This is a genomic window from Herbidospora sp. RD11066, assembly GCF_054661255.1.
In genome coordinates, this window is record NZ_BAAGDO010000004.1 from 144448 (window position 1) to 161588 (window position 17141).

General features: G+C 70.2%; 12 protein-coding genes. 9 read left to right on the plus strand and 3 right to left on the minus strand.

The features are described 5' to 3' along the window. Positions 1–173: 173 nt before the first annotated feature. Both ACYQ78_RS17510 and ACYQ78_RS17515 read right to left on the minus strand, forming a co-directional pair. On the minus strand, positions 174–2105 hold the full coding sequence (locus tag ACYQ78_RS17510) for an LCP family protein (protein WP_459801910.1): 1932 nt from the start codon (positions 2103–2105) through the stop codon (positions 174–176). A gap of 176 nt (positions 2106–2281) precedes the next feature. Continuing rightward, complete coding sequence (locus tag ACYQ78_RS17515) at positions 2282–3751, minus strand: hypothetical protein (protein WP_459801911.1); 1470 nt, start codon at positions 3749–3751, stop codon at positions 2282–2284. Positions 3752–3861: 110 nt separating this feature from the next. Here ACYQ78_RS17515 and ACYQ78_RS17520 point away from each other — a divergent pair, with 110 nt between their 5' ends. From ACYQ78_RS17520 to ACYQ78_RS17560, 9 genes are all read left to right on the plus strand, one after another. Further along, positions 3862–5682 carry a hypothetical protein gene (locus ACYQ78_RS17520; RefSeq protein ID WP_459801912.1) on the plus strand — a complete coding sequence of 607 codons (1821 nt, stop codon included), beginning with the start codon at positions 3862–3864 and terminating at the stop codon, positions 5680–5682. 48 nt (positions 5683–5730) lie between these two features. Then, positions 5731–6651: a glycosyltransferase family 2 protein gene (locus ACYQ78_RS17525; protein WP_459802410.1), complete on the plus strand. Its 921-nt coding sequence runs from the start codon at positions 5731–5733 to the stop codon at positions 6649–6651. Further along, positions 6651–7709 (plus strand): glycosyltransferase family 4 protein, encoded by a 1059-nt coding sequence (locus tag ACYQ78_RS17530; RefSeq protein ID WP_459801913.1) that lies wholly within the window; start codon positions 6651–6653, stop codon positions 7707–7709. The genes ACYQ78_RS17525 and ACYQ78_RS17530 overlap by 1 nt, the downstream gene beginning before the upstream one ends. Positions 7710–7736: 27 nt before the next feature. After that, a complete protein-coding gene (locus ACYQ78_RS17535; protein ID WP_459801914.1) occupies positions 7737–8597 on the plus strand; it encodes a class I SAM-dependent methyltransferase in 861 nt (286 codons plus the stop codon). Beyond that, complete coding sequence (locus ACYQ78_RS17540) at positions 8594–9571, plus strand: lysylphosphatidylglycerol synthase transmembrane domain-containing protein (RefSeq protein WP_459801915.1); 978 nt, start codon at positions 8594–8596, stop codon at positions 9569–9571. The genes ACYQ78_RS17535 and ACYQ78_RS17540 overlap by 4 nt, the downstream gene beginning before the upstream one ends. Before the next feature lie 148 nt (positions 9572–9719). Continuing rightward, positions 9720–10847 (plus strand): glycosyltransferase family 4 protein, encoded by a 1128-nt coding sequence (locus ACYQ78_RS17545; protein ID WP_459801916.1) that lies wholly within the window; start codon positions 9720–9722, stop codon positions 10845–10847. A gap of 15 nt (positions 10848–10862) precedes the next feature. Next, entirely contained in the window at positions 10863–11966 is a 1104-nt protein-coding gene (manB, locus tag ACYQ78_RS17550; protein ID WP_459801917.1) for a mannose-1-phosphate guanylyltransferase, read from the plus strand. Beyond that, positions 11966–12889 carry a DNA-3-methyladenine glycosylase family protein gene (locus tag ACYQ78_RS17555; RefSeq protein WP_459801918.1) on the plus strand — a complete coding sequence of 308 codons (924 nt, stop codon included), beginning with the start codon at positions 11966–11968 and terminating at the stop codon, positions 12887–12889. Before manB ends, ACYQ78_RS17555 begins: the two co-directional genes overlap by 1 nt. Before the next feature lie 10 nt (positions 12890–12899). Further along, positions 12900–15443, plus strand: a complete 2544-nt coding sequence (locus ACYQ78_RS17560; RefSeq protein WP_459801919.1) for a bifunctional FO biosynthesis protein CofGH — start codon at positions 12900–12902, stop codon at positions 15441–15443. On the opposite strand, the gene ACYQ78_RS17565 is transcribed toward ACYQ78_RS17560, so the two are convergent. Next, positions 15440–17104, minus strand: coding sequence for a LamG-like jellyroll fold domain-containing protein (locus tag ACYQ78_RS17565; protein ID WP_459801920.1), 1665 nt, complete (start codon positions 17102–17104; stop codon positions 15440–15442). The genes ACYQ78_RS17560 and ACYQ78_RS17565 overlap by 4 nt on opposite strands. Positions 17105–17141 lie beyond the last annotated feature (37 nt).

Sequence of the window (17141 nt, forward strand, 5' to 3'; positions counted from 1 at the left end):
CGCCCCCACAGTGGCGTAAAGGAGACCGGGGCGCCCAGGCCGGACACCCCACCTTAACGTTCTTGTCGCCGGGATGTCGCAGGAGGGCGGAATCTCCAGGAAATCCGGATTTACGCCCTCCAGGGCCGGAAAGGCTCCTGGAGGGTGGCCGAAAGGCCGGTGGAAACCGTGGATCAGGTGGCGCAGATGTCGGTGTTCGAGTCGACCGTCGACTCGTCTTCGGCCGCCGAGAGCGGGACCTTGACGCCCTCGAAGTCCTTGCCGATGACGAGCTGGATGATCGGGCCGACGGCCTTCTTCGGCCCGTTCGGCGGCGGGGTGGTCGCCGTGAACGGCTTGACGTTGGCCACCGGCATCAGCGTCGTCGACGCCTCCACCTGCTTCAGCAGCGACTCGATGAGCATCTTCGAGCCCTCCCAGCCGGCGCCCTTGTAGGCGACCGAGCTGGTCTCCTGGTCGCTGCCGTCGGCCTTGCGGCCGTCGCCGATCTGGGTGACCCGGAAGCCCTGCGCGGTCAGCGCCTCGGCGACCTCGCTGGCCTTGCCGGTGGTGTTGGTGCCGTTCACGACCTGGACCCGCACCTGCGCAGGCTCGGTGGGCTTCGGCGCCGGGGGAGCCGACGGCTTGGCCTCGCCGCCGCCTTCGGCGGGCGGGGCCGACGACGCGGGCGGGGTCGGGGCGGTCGTGGCGATCTCGCTGTCGGTGCGGATGGCCGCGAACAGGTTGTTGGCCTGCGGCTGGCGCCACTGCACCCGGTTGGCGTCGGCCACGTAGGCCTCGACCGGGACGGTCATCGCCTTGAAGCCCCTGGCGGTGAGCTTCTGGGCGCTCTGCGCGACCTGGATCAGGGTCTCGGTGTTGAGCTGGTCGTCCATCTCGACGGACTTGGTCGCGGCGCCGACGACCTCGAGCAGCTTCGACGGGTTGCTGATCAGGTCGCTGCTGGTGGCCTTCTTCACGACCTGCGAGAGGAAGACCTGCTGGCGCTTGATCCGCTCCAGGTCGCTGCCGTTGCCGATCTTGCGGATGCGGACGTAGCCGAGCGCGGCCTCGCCTCGCACGACCTGGCGACCGGCCGGGAGCGTGAGCTTGGAGGCGCGGTCGTCGACCGCCTGGGGCAGGCAGATCTCGATGCCGCCGAGCGCGTTGACGATGTTCTTGAACCCGGTGAAGTCGACCTTGATGTAGTGGTCGACGCGGATCTGGGTGAGCGACTCGATGGTCTGGATCGTGCAGACGATGCCGCCCAGGTTGAACGCCGAGTTGATCATCCCGAGCTGGGCGGGCATCTCGGCCTTGGTCTGCGCGTTGGTGCACGCCGGGATCTGCACCATCGAGTCACGCGGGAAGCTGATCAGGCGCGCCTGGTCACGCTGCGGCGACACGTGCAGCAGCATGATCGTGTCGGTGCGCTCGCTGTGGTCTTCGCGGGCGGCCTTCTGGCCGTAGCGGGCGTTGTCGCCCTGCCGGGTGTCCGAGCCGACCAGCAGCACGTTGATGGCGCCGGTCTGGTTCTCGGGACGGTTGGCGCCCAGGGCGTCGTTGACGTTGACCTGGCGGATGTTGCCGAGCGTGCGCCGGTAGACGGTGTAAGCGGTGAGGCTGCCCGCCACCATCACGGTGGTGAGCACCACGCTCACCCAGCCCAGCGCGCCCAGACCGGCCTTGGGCCGGCCACCTCCTCCGCCTTTCTTCGCGGCCTTCGGCGGCTTCCCGGGGGGCGGCCCGCCGATCGGCGCCGAGAGCGGCACGGCCGCGGCGACCGGGACGGGGGGCGGCGGAGGCGCGGCGACCGGGACGTCGTCGCCCTCGTCCTCCTCGTCGTTCTTGCGGCGCTTCAGCCAGCGGAACCGGCGCGGCTCATCGTCGTCGTCGTCCCAGCGGTCGCCGACGCCCCAGCGGTGCTCGTCGAAATCGGGGTCGCCCTCGGTCTCGCGCCGGCGCGCGGGCTGCGGTGGCGGCTCGGCGTACATCGGCGGCGGTTCGAAGGCGGGCTGCTGCTGTGGGGGACCACCGGGGTTCGCCGGGTTGGCGGCGCCAAAGGACCACGCGCCGCTGCCCCACCCGGGCTGTTCGCCGGGGGGGAGGTTCCGGTGGTCGCTCATACCGTCTCCTCGACTGAAAACGTGTCGAAGGCGGGGGCGTCGTGAATGATTCGCTCGCTCATTGCGCCTTCGAGATTAGGTCACGATGCGGTCGACCGGCCCAGCGATCTCCTATTTGGGCTGGCGGACAGCATACTCATTACTGGACATTTCACGGTATGCGGTTGTGCTGAGCGCTACTTGCATTTCGCTGACGTCGCAGGTGAGAGAGCTAGTGCGGCGGCCAGGAACGCCAGGGGGGCGGCGGGCAGGACGTACCGGTAGTCGAAGACCGCCGTGGCGGCCGGGACCACCAGGAGCGCCCATGCGACCGCCCACGGAATGAGGACGTCCGAACGACGCACCGCGATGACGGGACCGAGCAGAACGAGCAGGAGCAGCGGCCCCGGTAGTGCCAGCACACTCTGATAGTTACGGAGCCAGGCCGCCACAGGTTCGATCACTTGCGTGGATATGGGGCCGTTTTCATATCGGCGGGCGAGTTCGACCCCAAGTGTGTCCCGGGTCTGCGGCTCCGCCGGGACCGTCACGGGGAACTCGTAGGCGGCGTACACCTCGGCGTTGGGGTAGACCGGCCGGCCCGGCTCGAACGCCCTGACCAGATCCCGCGCGACGGCGGCCAGGTAGTCGCCCGGCTGGCTGGTGATCGCGAGGAGCGCGAACCGCTGCGCGAGGGCGTCGTTCTCGGCGGTGAACGTCTCTCCCGGCAGCCTGACCAGGGGAGACGTGGGATCCCAGACGTAGTCCTGGGCGGGCGGCCGGACCGCCCGGTCGTCGCAGAGCACCGCGAGGTCGGCGGGGGGCTTCATGATCGAGCAGTCGGCGAAGGGCATGACGCGGACGTAGAGGAACGCCCCGTTCGCCCCGACCAGTCCGATCCGGTCGTGGGCGGCGTGGAACCAGATCCCGTAGGCCAGAACCGGCACCAGCGCCCCGGCGGCGAACACGCCCGTGAGCTTGCGGGCGCGCCATCCGTACAGGACCAGGAAGACGAGGATCAGCGGCAGCCCGACGGTCCGCGTGATCGTGGCCGCCGCCAGCAGCAGCCCGATCGCCAGAGCTCGGCGCCACGTGGGCGGCTTGAGCGCCAGCACGGTGGCGGCCACGACGAGGAACAGGAAGAGCGTGTCCGAGACGAGCAGGTGTTCGAGCTGGATCTGGTACGCGTCCAGCAGCACCACCGCCGCCGCGATCACCCCGAGGACCTTCCGCCGGACCGCGCCGTAGATCAGCACGGCGACCGCCAGCCCCATGAGGTGCTGGACGACCACCACCAGCCCGAAGCTGTGGAACGGCTCCAGCAACCGCAGGAAGAACGAGTATCCGGCGGGCCGCACGAGATCGGGCCGGGGCCGGATGGCCGTCACGACATAGGTGTAGGTGTCGGGAAACCAGAGCGCGGGCTGGTAGCCCACGACGGCCAGCACCCGCAGCACCACCCCGACCGCGAACACCCCGGTGAACCAGGGGTTCTCCCGCACCCAGGCGCTGCCCCGCGCCACCTTCGACCCGGCCACGGGAACGGTTCGTTCCTCTTCGAGCGGTGCGGTCTCCGGCTCTCTGCTCGACGCGGTCATGTGGGCGAGCTCCCGGCGGTGCTCTTCCGGCCCATGGCCGATGAGCACGGCCCGCTCACGGTTCTGCAACCGGTGGTGGTGGCGTGGTCGGTCATCGGGCTCCAGGTCAAGGGCCTATCGCGGGGCGCGTCGCCCGGTCACGCTACACCGCTAGGCTCTGGCCCATTCGTGCGCTGAGGATGGACCTGTCACCCGGGCGGCTGCTGGCCGTCTCCGCCGCGCTGCCCGCGCTCGCGCTGTCGGGCTGGCTGCTGGCCGGGCTGCTGCTGGTGTTCCTGGGCTGGTTCGGGGTCTGGCAGATGATCCTGCTGGGGGTTCCGGCGGCGGCGTTTCTCGTCTGGGCGGGGTGGCCGAAGGACTCCCTTGAGGCGAGTTGGCTCCAGACCGGATCGGTCTTTCTGATCGCCCTCGGCTCGGGGGTGTTCAACACCGTCTACGCCGCGCAGCAGTACATCGTGCGGCGCGACCCTGCCACCTACGAGCAGTACGCCATCTGGCTGCGCGAGCACGGCTCGCTGCCCATCGCGCCGAGCGTCGAGGCGTTCGGGGGGAACGACCCGGCGCTCAGGTTCGCGAGCATGGGGTTCTACGCCCACGACGGCGCGATCACGCCGCAGTTCATGCCGGGGGCGCCGATCCTCTACGCCTCCGGGTTCACCCCGGCGATCCTCGGCGCGCTGGCCGTGCTCACCATCGGCGGGGTCACCGCCCGGCTGACCCACGCGCGGTTCGCCTGGATCGGGGCGCTGGCGTTCGCGGTGGCGCTGCCGATCCTCTACACCTCGCGGACCACGTTCAGCGAGATCCCGTCGCTGGTCCTGCTGTTCGGCGGGATCGCGCTGGTGCTGGCCGGGCGGCGGATGTTCGTGGCGGGGCTGGTGTTCGGGCTGGCCCTGCTGATCAGGATCGACGGGCTGCGCGACATCCTGCCCGTGCTGGTCTTCGGGATCCTCGCGCAGCGCAAGTTGCTGGCGGGGGTGCTGGTCGGGGGCGGGATCGGGTTCGGGGCGGGGTTCCTGCTGTCGCGGCCCTACTTCGACTACCTGAGCGGTTCGCTGCTCCCGCTGCTGGCGATCTGCGCGGTCGTGCTGGTCGTGGCGCCGTTCGTGCCTAGGAGGATCCCGCGCTGGGCGCCCAACGTGGCGGCGGCCGGCGTGGTTCTGGGGGTGCTGGCCTTCGCGGTCAGGCCACTCGTCGAGACCGTGAAGAGACCGGTGACCAACCCCGACGACGAGCTCACCGCCCAGCTGATCGCGGCGGTGCAGAAGGCCAACGGGCTGCCGATCGACCGCACCCGCCTCTACTACGAGGACTCGCTCTACTGGGTCATCTGGTACATCGGCCTCCCCGCCCTCCTGCTCGCCGTGTTCGCGGCGTTCACGCTGATGCGGAAGATGGAGAAGGCCTGGATCCTGCCGACGGCGATCATCCTGTGGACGACGGTCACCACGCTCTACCGCCCGGCGATCACCGCCGACCATCCGTTCGCCGCCCGCCGGCTGGTCCCGGTGATCGTCCCCGGGTTGATCCTGCTGGCGGTGTGGGGGGCGCGGAAGCTCCCCATCTGGGCCGTGGCGGGCCTGCTGGTCATCCCGCCGACCATCACTTCGATCGGCACCGCGTTCAGCCCGATCGAAAGGGGCGAGCTGGCCGCCGTACAGAAGATGTGCGACGCGATCCCGGAGGGATCGACGGTGCTGATCGTCGAGCGGGTCACCGGTGACCGGCTCACCCAGGTGGTCAGGGGCCAGTGCGGGTTCCCGACGGCCAGAGTCGCCTATCCCGAGGGGACGGACATCCCTCGTGAAGAAGATGTCAGGCGCATCATCGCCAAAACGCATGATCCCGTGTTGCTCGCGGCCGAGCCCGGCCAGCTCACCGCCTACGGCGCGCCCAGGCAGGTCATGGCCCTGCGGACCCGCCAGGACGAGCGTTCCCTTGTCAAAGCCCCTGACGGAACGTGGTCGCTGAGCGTCGACGTCTGGCTCGCCGTGCCCTGATGTGCGGTCGGCGCGCGACTGGGCAGAGTACCCTCTTCCGACGTGGACATGCCCCCGGAGAGTGGACCAGTGGTGAGCGAGAATCCCTACGTCACGATCGTGCTGCCCTGCTACAACGAGCAGGACCATGTGATCGACGAGGTCGAGCGGATCAGCACCGCCATGGACTCCTCGGGTTACACCTACGAGCTGGTCGCCGTCGACGACTGCTCGACCGACGCGACGCTGGAGCGCCTCCGCGAGGCCGCGCCGAGGTTCCCGAACATGCGCATCCGCGCCTTCCACCGCAACGGCGGCGCGGGCACGGTCCGGCGCATCGGGTCGCAGGAGGCCCGCGGCGAGATCGTCGTGTGGACCGACGCCGACATGACCTACCCCAACGAGCGCATCCCCGAGCTCGTCCAGATCCTCGAGAAGGACGCCACGATCGACCAGGTCGTCGGCGCCCGCACCTCGGAGGAGGGCTCCCACAAGCTGCTGCGGGTGCCGGCCAAGTTCGTGATCAGGAAGGTCGCCGAGCGGCTGGCCGGGCAGAAGATCCCCGACCTCAACTCGGGCCTGCGGGCGTTCCGGCGCACGGTCGCCAAGCCCTACCTGCGGCTGCTGCCGCCCGGGTTCTCGTGTGTCACGACGATCACGCTGGCGTTCCTGTCGAACCAGCACGACGTCTACTACCTGCCGATCGACTACGCCAAGCGGGCCGGGAAGTCGAAGTTCAGCTTCTTCGGCGACGCCTACCGGTACATCCTCCAGGTGCTCCGCATGATCATGTACTTCAACCCGCTCAAGGTGCTGATGCCGCCCGCGCTGTGGCTGGTCGGCATCGGGCTGGTCAAGGGCACCTACGACGTCGTCAGCCAGGGCTTCTACATCACGAGCAACGCCATCGTGATCTTCCTGTCGGGCATGCTCATCGGCTCCGTCGCGCTCCTGGCCGACCTGATCGTGCGGTCGCGCGGCAACGAGTGATGAGAGTCGTCATCGTCGGGCCGACGTTCCCCTACAAGGGCGGCGGCGCCCAGCACACCACCGAACTCGCCCACCGCCTCGCGCGGGCCGGGCACGACGTCGTGATCGAGTCGTGGCTGGCGCAGTATCCGTCGTTCCTCTACCCGGGCGTGCAGACCATCGACACCCCCGAGGGCGAGCCGTTCTCCCAGGTGAGACGCCTGCTCGACTGGCGCCGTCCCGACGGGTGGGTCGCCTGCGGCCGTCGCCTGCGCGACGCCGACCTCGTGATCCTGACTGTCCTGTCGCCGGTGCAGGTCCCGCCCTATTTGGGGATTCTGTACGGCCTGGGCAAGCAGGCCCGGGTGATCGCGCTCTGCCACAACGTCCTGCCCCACGAGACCAAGCCCTACGACAAGCCGCTGATGAAGGCCCTGCTCAAGCGGGTCGACGGCGTGCTCGCCCACTCCGAGGCCCAGGCCACGCTGGCCCGCGAACTGGGGCAGCCGTTCGTGAAGGTGGCGTCACTGCCGCCCCACCTGCCCTCGGTCGGGACCTCCGGTGCGGGGTCGCTGAACCGGCGGCTGCTGTTCTTCGGGATCGTCCGGCCGTACAAGGGCCTCGATCTGCTGCTCCGCGCTCTGGCGCAGGTGCCCGACGTGCGGCTGACCGTGGCGGGGGAGTTCTGGGGCGGGACCGAGACCACGGCGGCGCTGATCCACGAGCTCGACCTGGCCGAGCGGGTGGACCTGCGGCCGGGCTACGTCCCCGCCGACGACGTGCCGAAGCTGTTCGCCGAGGCCGACGCGCTCGTGCTGCCCTACCGGTCGGCGACCGCGTCGCAGAACGTCTGGCTCGGCCACGAACACGGCGTACCCGTCATCGCCACACGTGTCGGCGCGCTGGCGGACAATGTGACCGACGACGTCGACGGCCTGCTGGTCGAACCCGGTTCGGTCGACGCCCTCGCCGCCGCCCTGCGCCGGTTCTACGAACCCGGCACCCCCGAACGCCTCCGCGCCGGGGTCAAGGCGGTCGACCCCGAGCCATATTGGTCCGCCTACCTGGCAGCCCTCTGACTTTTCGGCAATAGGGAAGGACGCCCCGTGGGCACCGAACGCGCCGCGCAACTGGAGTACTCCGAGTTCCAGTCGGCGATGCTGGACGAGGCCAAACGCCGCCGCAAGGCCGCCAAGATCATCGCAGTGCTGGCCCACTTCCTGGGCCGGGGCGACCGGCCGTTGGAGGGCCTGACCGTCGCCGACATCGGCTGCTCGGCCGGCTTCATCGCCGACGAACTCGCCCTGGCCGGGGCCCGCCACACGTTCGGGATCGACATCGACGTCCCGGGCCTGCGCAAGGCCGCCGGGCGGTTCGGCGAGCGGGTGGCGTTCGTGTGCGGCGACGGCACCGCCCTGCCCTTCCCCGACGGCTCGGTCGACGTGCTCGTCTTCAACCACATCTACGAACACGTGGTCGACCCCGACGCGGTGATCGCCGACATGCACCGGGTGCTGGCCGACGATGGCGTGCTCTACCTGGGCCTGGGCAACCGCCTGGGGATCATGGAACCCCACTACAAGCTGCCCTTCCTGTCCTACCTTGGCCCCCGCGCCGCCGACCGCTACGTCCGCGCGTTCGGCCGGGCCGACAACTACTACGAACGCTTCCGTACGCGCGGTGGACTCCAGCGCATGCTGGGCGACTTCTACGTGTGGGACTACACCTTCCCGGTCCTGGCCACCCCGGAGGAGTTCGCCGGCGGCGAGCTGTTCGCCGGAACGGCCGGCAAGGCGGCGAAGGCCGCCCTGGAGAAGACACCGCGCCCCGCGCTCCGCGCCCTGCTGCCGATCGTGCCCACCTACATCTGGGTCGCGACCAAGACCCCACGCCGCCCGTCGGGCATCACGCTGCCCCAACCGCCCGAGGCGGTCCTGACCCGCAGGCAGGCAGCTCAGGCGTCGTGAAAAACGGGGAAAAATCCGCCGGAGAGCTCGCCGAACCTGACGAGGTGGTCGCACCTCCTCGTAAGTCCCTTCTGAAGAGGGCAGTCCGGTTCGGGTTTCTGGCCGTTGCCCTCGGGTTCGGGGTGTGGGCGGTCGTCTCTCAGTGGGAGGCGATCAGTGCGGGGCTGGCCCGGCTCTCGTGGGCGGTGCTCGGGTTGTCGCTGGTGGCGGTCGTCGGGGCGTTGCTGGCCGGGATGCTCATGTGGCGGGCGCTGCTCGCCGATCTCGGGTCGCCGCTGCGGCTCAGGGACGCGGCGAAGATCTTCTTCATCGGGCAGCTCGGGAAGTACATCCCGGGGTCGGTCTGGCCCGTCCTCGCGCAGATGGAGATGGGGAAGGACCACGGCATCCCGCGAGCACGAAGCGCGGCGGCCTTCTTCTTGACGTACCCGATCTATCTCGCGACCGGGCTCCTGGTCGCCGTCGCGACGCTGCCCGCCTTCGCCGGTGACTCCGTCGCCGGGTACGCCTGGTTGCTGCTTCTGCTGCCGATCCTCGCGGTCGGGCTGCATCCCAAAGTCGTCAACGGGGTGCTCAATCTCGGGTTCCGGCTGCTCAGAAGACCTCCGTTGGAGCGGCCGCTCACCGCTCGGGGGGTGCTGACCTCTACCGGGTGGGCCTTCGCGGGGTGGGTCGCCTACGGGGCCCAGCTCGCGGTGATCGTTCATGGGTTGGGGGCGACCGGGCCCCGGGCGGTGCTGCTCAGCTTCGGGGCGTTCTCGCTCGCGTGGTGTCTCGGGTTCGTGTTCGTGCTGGCTCCGGCCGGGGCGGGGGTGCGGGAGGTCGCGATGGTCGCGGCGCTGGCGCCGGTGCTCGACCAGGGGTCGGCGATCGCGGCGGCGCTGGTCTCACGGGTCGTCGTTTCGATCGGTGATCTGGTGTGTGCGGCGTTCGCGGGTTGGCGAGCGAACAAAACGGAAAAACCCGTGGAATAGCTACGGAATCCGTTTCTGGAACGTGGTCATTCGTGTGATTTCACTCACGATTGGCGTTCCAGGCGGCCTACAGTGGGACACAAGGGCGAAGGAATCGGGGCCTTCCGTCACGGTCTACCTTCGCCTTGCGTTGAGGGGAGCGACCGCGTTGACACCTCGAGTTCTCGTAGACGCCGCGGCTGTACCGGCCGACCGAGGTGCCCTGATCCGCTACGTCGACGGGCTGCTCGCCGCCCTCGACCAGCAGGGCGCCGATCTCGTCATCGTCTGCCAGCGGGCCGACGCCGAAAGGTACGCCCATCTCGCGCCCGGCGCGAAGATCGTGCCCGGCCCCCACGCCATCGCCAACCGGGGCGCCCGGCTCGTCTGGGAGCAGACCGGGGTGCCGCTGCTGGCCCAGCAGGTCGGCGCCGACGTCATCCACGCGCCCTTCTACTCGGTGCCGCTGCGCTCCGAGGTGCCGAGCGTGGTGACGATCCACGACGTCGCCTGCTTCACCGAGGCCGACCAGTACGCATCCGACCGCGCCGCCTTCTTCCGCTCCGCCACCAAGACCGCCGCGCGGGCCGCCCGCCGGGTGATCACCCCCTCGAAGGCGACCCGCGACGAGCTCATCCGGGTCGTCGGCGCCGACCCCACGCGCATCGACGTCGCCTACCACGGCGTCGACCTCGACCTGTTCCACCCGCCGGGCGAGGCCGAGGTACGCAGGGTGACCAGCCGCCTGGGCATCCACGGCCGTCCCTACGTCGCTTTCGTCGGCCCGGCCGAGCCGCGCAAGAACGCGCCCAACCTGATCAGGGGCTTCGCCAGGGCCGTCGAGGGCATGGAGAACCCGCCCGCGCTGGTCATCGCCGGGCCCGCCGAGAGCGGCCGCGAGGTCGAGGCGGCCATGCGCGCGCTGCCCGACGGCGTGACGGTCGTACGGACCGGTTATCTGCCCTTCGGCGACCTGGCCGGTTTCTACGGCGGCGCGCTGGTGGCGGCGTTCCCCTCGCGGTGCGAGGGGTTCGGGATGCCGGTGCTGGAGGCGATGGCGTGTGGCGCCCCGGTTCTCACGACCCGGCGCACGTCGCTGCCCGAGGTCGGGGGCGACGCGGTGGCGTACACGGAACCCGATTCCGGCAGCATCGGGGTGGCGCTGCGGGCGCTGCTCGATTCACCCGGCAGACGGGTGGAATTGGGTGCTGCGGGGCTGGCCAGAAGCCGCGAATTCACCTGGAAAATGTCCGCGCACGCACATCTCGTTTCCTATCAGCGTGCGACGGAACATTGAGTTAGCCTCGCCCATGTGACGCAGCCTTCTTTGCCCCAACCCGGTCATCTTGAGGCGATTCTCCTGGTGGGAGGGCAGGGGACGCGGCTCCGCCCGCTGACCCTATTCACCCCCAAACCGCTGCTTCCCACGGCGGGAGTGCCTTTTCTCGCCCACCAGCTCGCCAAGGCGCGGGCCTGCGGAGTGACCCGGATCGTCTTCGCGACCTCGTACAAAGCGGAGATGTTCGCCGAAGCCTTCGGCGACGGGTCGGCATTCGATCTCGAGATCGTCTACATGACGGAGGAGACCCCTCTCGGCACCGGCGGCGCGATCCGCAACGCGGCCGAAGGGCTGACCGTCTCCGGTGACGCGCCCGTGCTGGTGCTCAACGGCGACATCCTGTCGGGCCACGACATCCCCGCCCAGATCGCCCGCCACGTCGAACGCGACGCGGCCGTCACGCTCCACCTCACCGAGGTCGACGACCCGTCGCGGTTCGGCTGTGTGCCGACCGACGACCACGACCGGGTGACGGCGTTCCTGGAGAAGACCCCCAATCCCGTGACGAACCGGATCAACGCCGGGTGCTACGTCTTCAAACGGTCGGTCATCGACACGATCCCGTTCGGCGAGGTCGTCTCCGTCGAACGGCAGACCTTCCCCGGCCTCATCGAGTCGGGCCACACCGTGCTGGGCTTCGCCGACTCGACCTACTGGCTGGATGTGGGCACTCCGGCGGCCTTCGTCCAGGGTTCCTCTGATCTTGTACGAGGCCGGCTCGCCTCCCCCGCCCTCCCCGGTGTCCCCGGAGAGGCGCTGGTGCTCCAGGGCGCGACCGTCTCGCCCGAGGCCAAGGTCACCGGCGGTTCGGTCATCGGGGCCGGGGCGACCGTGGGGGCCGGGGCGATCGTGCAAGGTAGCGTGGTCGCCGATGACGCCCGTATCGCCCCCGGCGCTACGGTGATCGACTCCGTCGTCGGGGCGGGCGCCTCGATCGCCGAGGGGGCCGTGGTGCGAGAATCGGTCATCGGCGACAGAGCGTCCATCGGGGCGCGCAACGAACTGACGGCGGGAGCCCGGGTCTGGCCCGGGATCGACCTGCCGGAATGCGCGGTGAGATTCTCCAGCGATGGTTGATGCCTGAACGAAGCTGGCGTCCAGACGGCCCCCTCGACGTGGGGCTCACGCTGGCGCCCCACCGGCACGGCTCGGGTGACCCCGTCTGGCAGACCACTCCGGACGGGGCGCTCTGGCGCGCCTGCCGCACCCCTGAAGGGCCGGGAACGCTCCGGATCTCCGTCGTCGCAGGTCAGGTCCACGGTCTGGCCTGGGGTCTGGGCGCAGAATGGCTCCTGGAGACGATGCCCGACCTGCTGGGGGCCGCCGACCCGTCCGAGGAGTTCGGCGCCCTGCTCGACGCGATGGGCGACGACCCCGTCGCCGCCTTCCTCAAGGGGCTGCACCTGCGGGCGGCCGGGATGCGCATCGGCAGGGCCGGGCGGGTGTTCGAGGCGCTGGTGCCCGCCGTGCTGGAGCAGAAGGTCGTCGGCCGGGAGGCGTTCCGGGCCTGGCGCTGGCTGGTCCGCAAATACGGCGACCCCGCCCCGGGCCCCGGCCCCGAAGGGCTGAGGGTGCCTCCGTCGCCCGACACCTGGCGGCTCGTGCCGTCGTGGGACTGGCACCGGGCGGGGGCGGAGGCCGTACGGGCCAGGACGATCATCAACGCGGCCCGCCACGAGGGAAAGCTGGAGACGGCGGCCACCACCTGGGAGGCCGACCGGCTGCTGCGCGCCCTGCCCGGCATCGGCGTCTGGACCTCCGCCGAGATCCGCCAGCGTGCCCTCGGCGACGCCGACGCCCCGAGCGTGGGCGACTTCCACATCCCCGGCCTGGTCGGCTTCGCCTTCACCGGCGCGAAGACCGACGACGAGGGCATGCTCCGCCTGCTCGAACCCTTCGCCGGGCACCGCCACCGGGTGGTCCGCCTCATCGAGCTGAGCGGACGCCGCCCGCCCGGCCGGGGCCCGCGCATGGCGCCCCGCGACTATCGCGCGTTCTGATCAACGTAATGTGCAGGGTATGACGGCAGGAATGCGGCGGGCGCTGGCACGCGCACGCGACGGGAAGACGATCGACGTCGCCGAGGCGGCCATCCTCCTGGAGGCCCGCGGCGCCGACCTCGACACCCTCCTCGACCACGCCTCCCGGATCCGCGACGCGGGCCTGGAGGCGGCCGGACGCCCCGGTGTGATCACCTACAGCCGCAAGGTCTTCATCCCGCTGACCCGCCTGTGCCGCGACCGCTGCGGCTACTGCACCTTCGCGACCGCCCCCGCGAAACTCCCGAGCGCCTTCCTGTCGCCCGACGAGGTGCTGGCCATCGCCCGCGAGGGCGCCGCGATGGGCTGCAAGGAGGCGCTGTTCACCCTGGGCGACCGCCCGGAGGACCGCTGGCCGGCCGCGCGCGAGTGGCTCGACTCCCATGGTTACGACGACACGCTCTCCTACGTACGCGCCATGGCGATCCGCGTGCTGGAGGAGACCGGCCTGCTGCCCCACCTCAACCCGGGTGTGCTGACCTGGCGTGACTTCCAGCGGCTCAAGCCGGTCGCGCCGTCGATGGGCATGATGCTGGAGACCACCTCGACGGCCCTGTTCACCGAGAAGGGCGGCGCCCACTACGGCTCGCCCGACAAGGACCCCGCGGTGCGGCTGCGCGTCCTGGAAGACGCCGGACGCTCCAACGTGCCGTTCACGACCGGCATCCTCATCGGCATCGGCGAGACCATCCTCGACCGGGCCGAGTCGATCTTCGCGATCCGCCGGGTGGCGCGCGAATACGGCGGGATCCAGGAGGTGATCGTCCAGAACTTCCGGGCGAAGCCCGACACGGCGATGCGCGGCATGCCCGACGCCGACCTCCAGGAACTGGCCGCCACGATCGCGGTGACCCGCCTGGTGCTGGGCCCGCGCATGCGTGTGCAGGCCCCGCCGAACCTGATCGGCGACGAATACGGCCTGATGATCCGCGCGGGCATCGACGACTGGGGCGGCGTGTCCCCGCTGACCCCCGACCACGTGAACCCGGAACGGCCGTGGCCCGCCATCGACGCACTCGCGGGCATGACCTCTTCAGCGGGTTTCGACCTGCGGGAACGCCTGACCATCTACCCCGAGTACATCCGCGCCGGGGAGCCCTGGCTCGACCCCCGCCTGCTGGCCCACGTCTCGGCCCTCGCCGGTCCCGACGGCATGGCCCTCGACGTGAACCCGGAAGGCCGCCCCTGGCAGGAGCCCGACGGCGGTTTCGCCGCGTCGGGCCGCGTCGACCTGCACACCGAGGTCGACACCACGGGCCGCACGAACGACCGCCGCGACGACTTCGACAACGTCTACGGCGACTGGGACGCCCTGAAAGACCGCCTCCCCACGGCGGTGTCGATCACGGGAGACGGCGCCGAGGCGCTGCGCCAGGCCGCCCGCGACCCTCTGGCCCTCACCGACGCCCAGGCCGAAGCGCTACTGAGCCTGACCGGCGACGCCCTCGACGAGCTGTGCGCCCTGGCCGACGGCCTGCGCCGCGAGGTCAACGGCGACGACGTGACCTACGTGGTGAACAGGAACATCAACTTCACCAACGTCTGCTACACCGGCTGCCGCTTCTGCGCCTTCGCCCAGCGGCGCACCGACGCCGACGCGTACACCCTGAGCCTCGACCAGGTCGCCGACCGCGCCGAGGAGGCGTGGGCGGCCGGGGCCACCGAGGTCTGCATGCAGGGCGGCATCCACCCCGACCTGCCCGGCACCGCCTACTTCGACATCGCTCGTGCGGTGAAGGCCCGCGTGCCGGACATCCACGTGCACGCCTTCTCGCCGATGGAGGTCATCAACGGCGCCAGCCGCACCAACCTGTCCATCGAAGACTGGCTGGTGGGTGCCCGCGAGGCGGGCGTCGACTCCCTGCCCGGCACGGCCGCCGAGATCCTCGACGACGACGTGCGCTGGGTGCTGACCAAGGGCAAACTCCCCACCCGCGAGTGGATCGACGTCATCACGACGGCCCACCGGGTGGGCATCCCCACGACCTCCACGATGATGTACGGCCACGTCGACAACCACTCCCACTGGATCAAGCACATCCGCCTGATCCGCCGTCTCCAGGAGGAGACCGGAGGGTTCAGCGAGTTCGTCCTGCTGCCGTTCGTCCACCACAGCGCCCCCATCTACCTGGCCGGGATCGCCCGCCCGGGGCCGACGGCTGAGGAGAACCGCGCCGTCCACGCGGTGTCCCGGCTGCTGCTGCACGGCGCGATCCACAACATCCAGTGCTCGTGGGTGAAGCTCCAGGACGACCTGTGCCGGCAGGTGCTGGCCGGTGGGGTCAACGACATCGGCGGGACCCTGATGGAGGAGACCATCTCCCGGATGGCGGGGTCGGAGAACGGGTCGTACAAGACCATTTCGGAACTGCGGCAGATGGTCGAGGTCAGCGGACGGCCCCTGCGCCAGCGGACGACCGAATACGGCACCCCGTCACCCGATCGCGTGACCGCGGCGGAGGCGAGTGACGGGGTGTGCGCGAGCGTGCGGAGAGTGCTGCCGGTGATCGGTTAGACGATCGGGGTGTTCATGTCCTCGACGATCTGGTCGGGCGTGAGCGCCTTGTCGTAGACGCGGACCTCGTCGATGACGCCGTGGAAGAACTCGTCGGCCGCGCTGCCGCCGATGCGGAGCTTGCCCGAGCCGTACATCAGATAGCCGCCCGCGCCGTCGGAGTGTGATCCGGTCCGTACGCCGTTGACGTACAGCCGGCCGCCCTCGGGGCCGAAGGTGTAGGCGAGGTGGCTCCACTCGCCGAGCGGCAGGGCGGGGCCGCCGGCGCCCGTGCAGAACGTGGGGGAGGTGCAGCTCATGCCCAGGGGGATGTTGTCGAAGCTGGGCTGCATGGAGGCGTACAGGACGTAGTCGAACCGGCCGCCCGCGCTGGAGTCCCTGGCCACCACGGCGTCCTTGAAGTTGAGCCGTCCGTAGGAGGCGGGCTTCACCCACGCCTCGATCGTCAGCTGGTAACCGACGTTGAGGGCCTCACTGGACGGCACCTCCACCTGGCTGCGGAACCCGTCGAAGGACAGCCCGTCGCCGTGTCTGCCCTCTGTCGACGTGGTGAAGTGGCCGACGCCGGTGTGGCCGCGGCCGGAGGAGTCGGGCACGTGGGTGTCACCCGCCTCCATGCCCCAAGCCGCGACCGCCACGGGCCGGGGTGGTCTCGGCCGCCCGGAGACCTCGGCGCTCACCGGTCCCGCCTGGCCCGAGCTGTCGATCGGCACCACGCGGTAGTAGGAGGGGAAGCTGGGCCGGTTCGGGTCGGTGAACGCGTTCGTGGTGGCCGTCGCGATCGGGAGCAGGTTCTGGAGCGAGAATCCGGGGGAACCGCCCCGATAGATGTCGTATCCGTGGATTCCCCGGTCGTCCGGTGAGGCGTCCCAGGTGAGCCGGATGTTCCCCGTGCTCCCGCCCGACGGGATGTACTCACCCGTGGCGGTCAGACCGCCGATGGGGCCGGGCGGGGCGTCGGGGGCGGTGTGCCCGTTCACGGAGGTAGCCATGTTCGCGCTGATCTGGGCGGCGTCGAGTGCCGTGCCGTAGACGCGCACCTCGTCGATGTGGCTGTCGGGAGGGTTCGTGGCCTGGGCCGGATAGGGGTAGACCAGCAGGGGGCTGGCGTCGTAGGAGACGACGACGGGGTTCTCACGGGCGCCCACCTGGACACCGTTGGTGAAGACCCGCATCGTGGTCCCGTCGTAGGTGCCGGCGATGTGGGTCCAGCGGTCGCTCGCGAACTTCGGGCCGTTGCCCGTGATGATCGCGGCGCCGATGCGGAGCTGCGGCTGTCCCCCGCTGTAGGCCAGGGCGTACGACCACGACGTGCCGGCCTTCTTCCACACGACCATCCCCGTCGGCGACGTCTGCGACCTCGGGTTGACCCAGGCCTCCAGAGTCAACTGGTTCCCCGTGCGCAGCGACGGCGCGTCGGGGACGGTGATCCCGTTCGCCGTCGTCGTGAAGTGCGGCGACCGCCCGAACCGGCCGTCCCGCCAGATCGTCTCGGCGGCCGTGCCGTGGTTGCCGTGGCCCGAGCCGTCGGCCACGGTCGTGCCCTCGCCCTCGTCGAACCCGTAGGCCGCGACCGGCACGGGGGTGGCGTCGGCCCGGGCCGGTAACGCGAGCAGGCTCGCCACGATCGCCCCCGCGACCGCGATCTTCGTGAATCTCATCCCCGTCGTCCCCCTGTTCTAGGCACCTGAGGGGGAC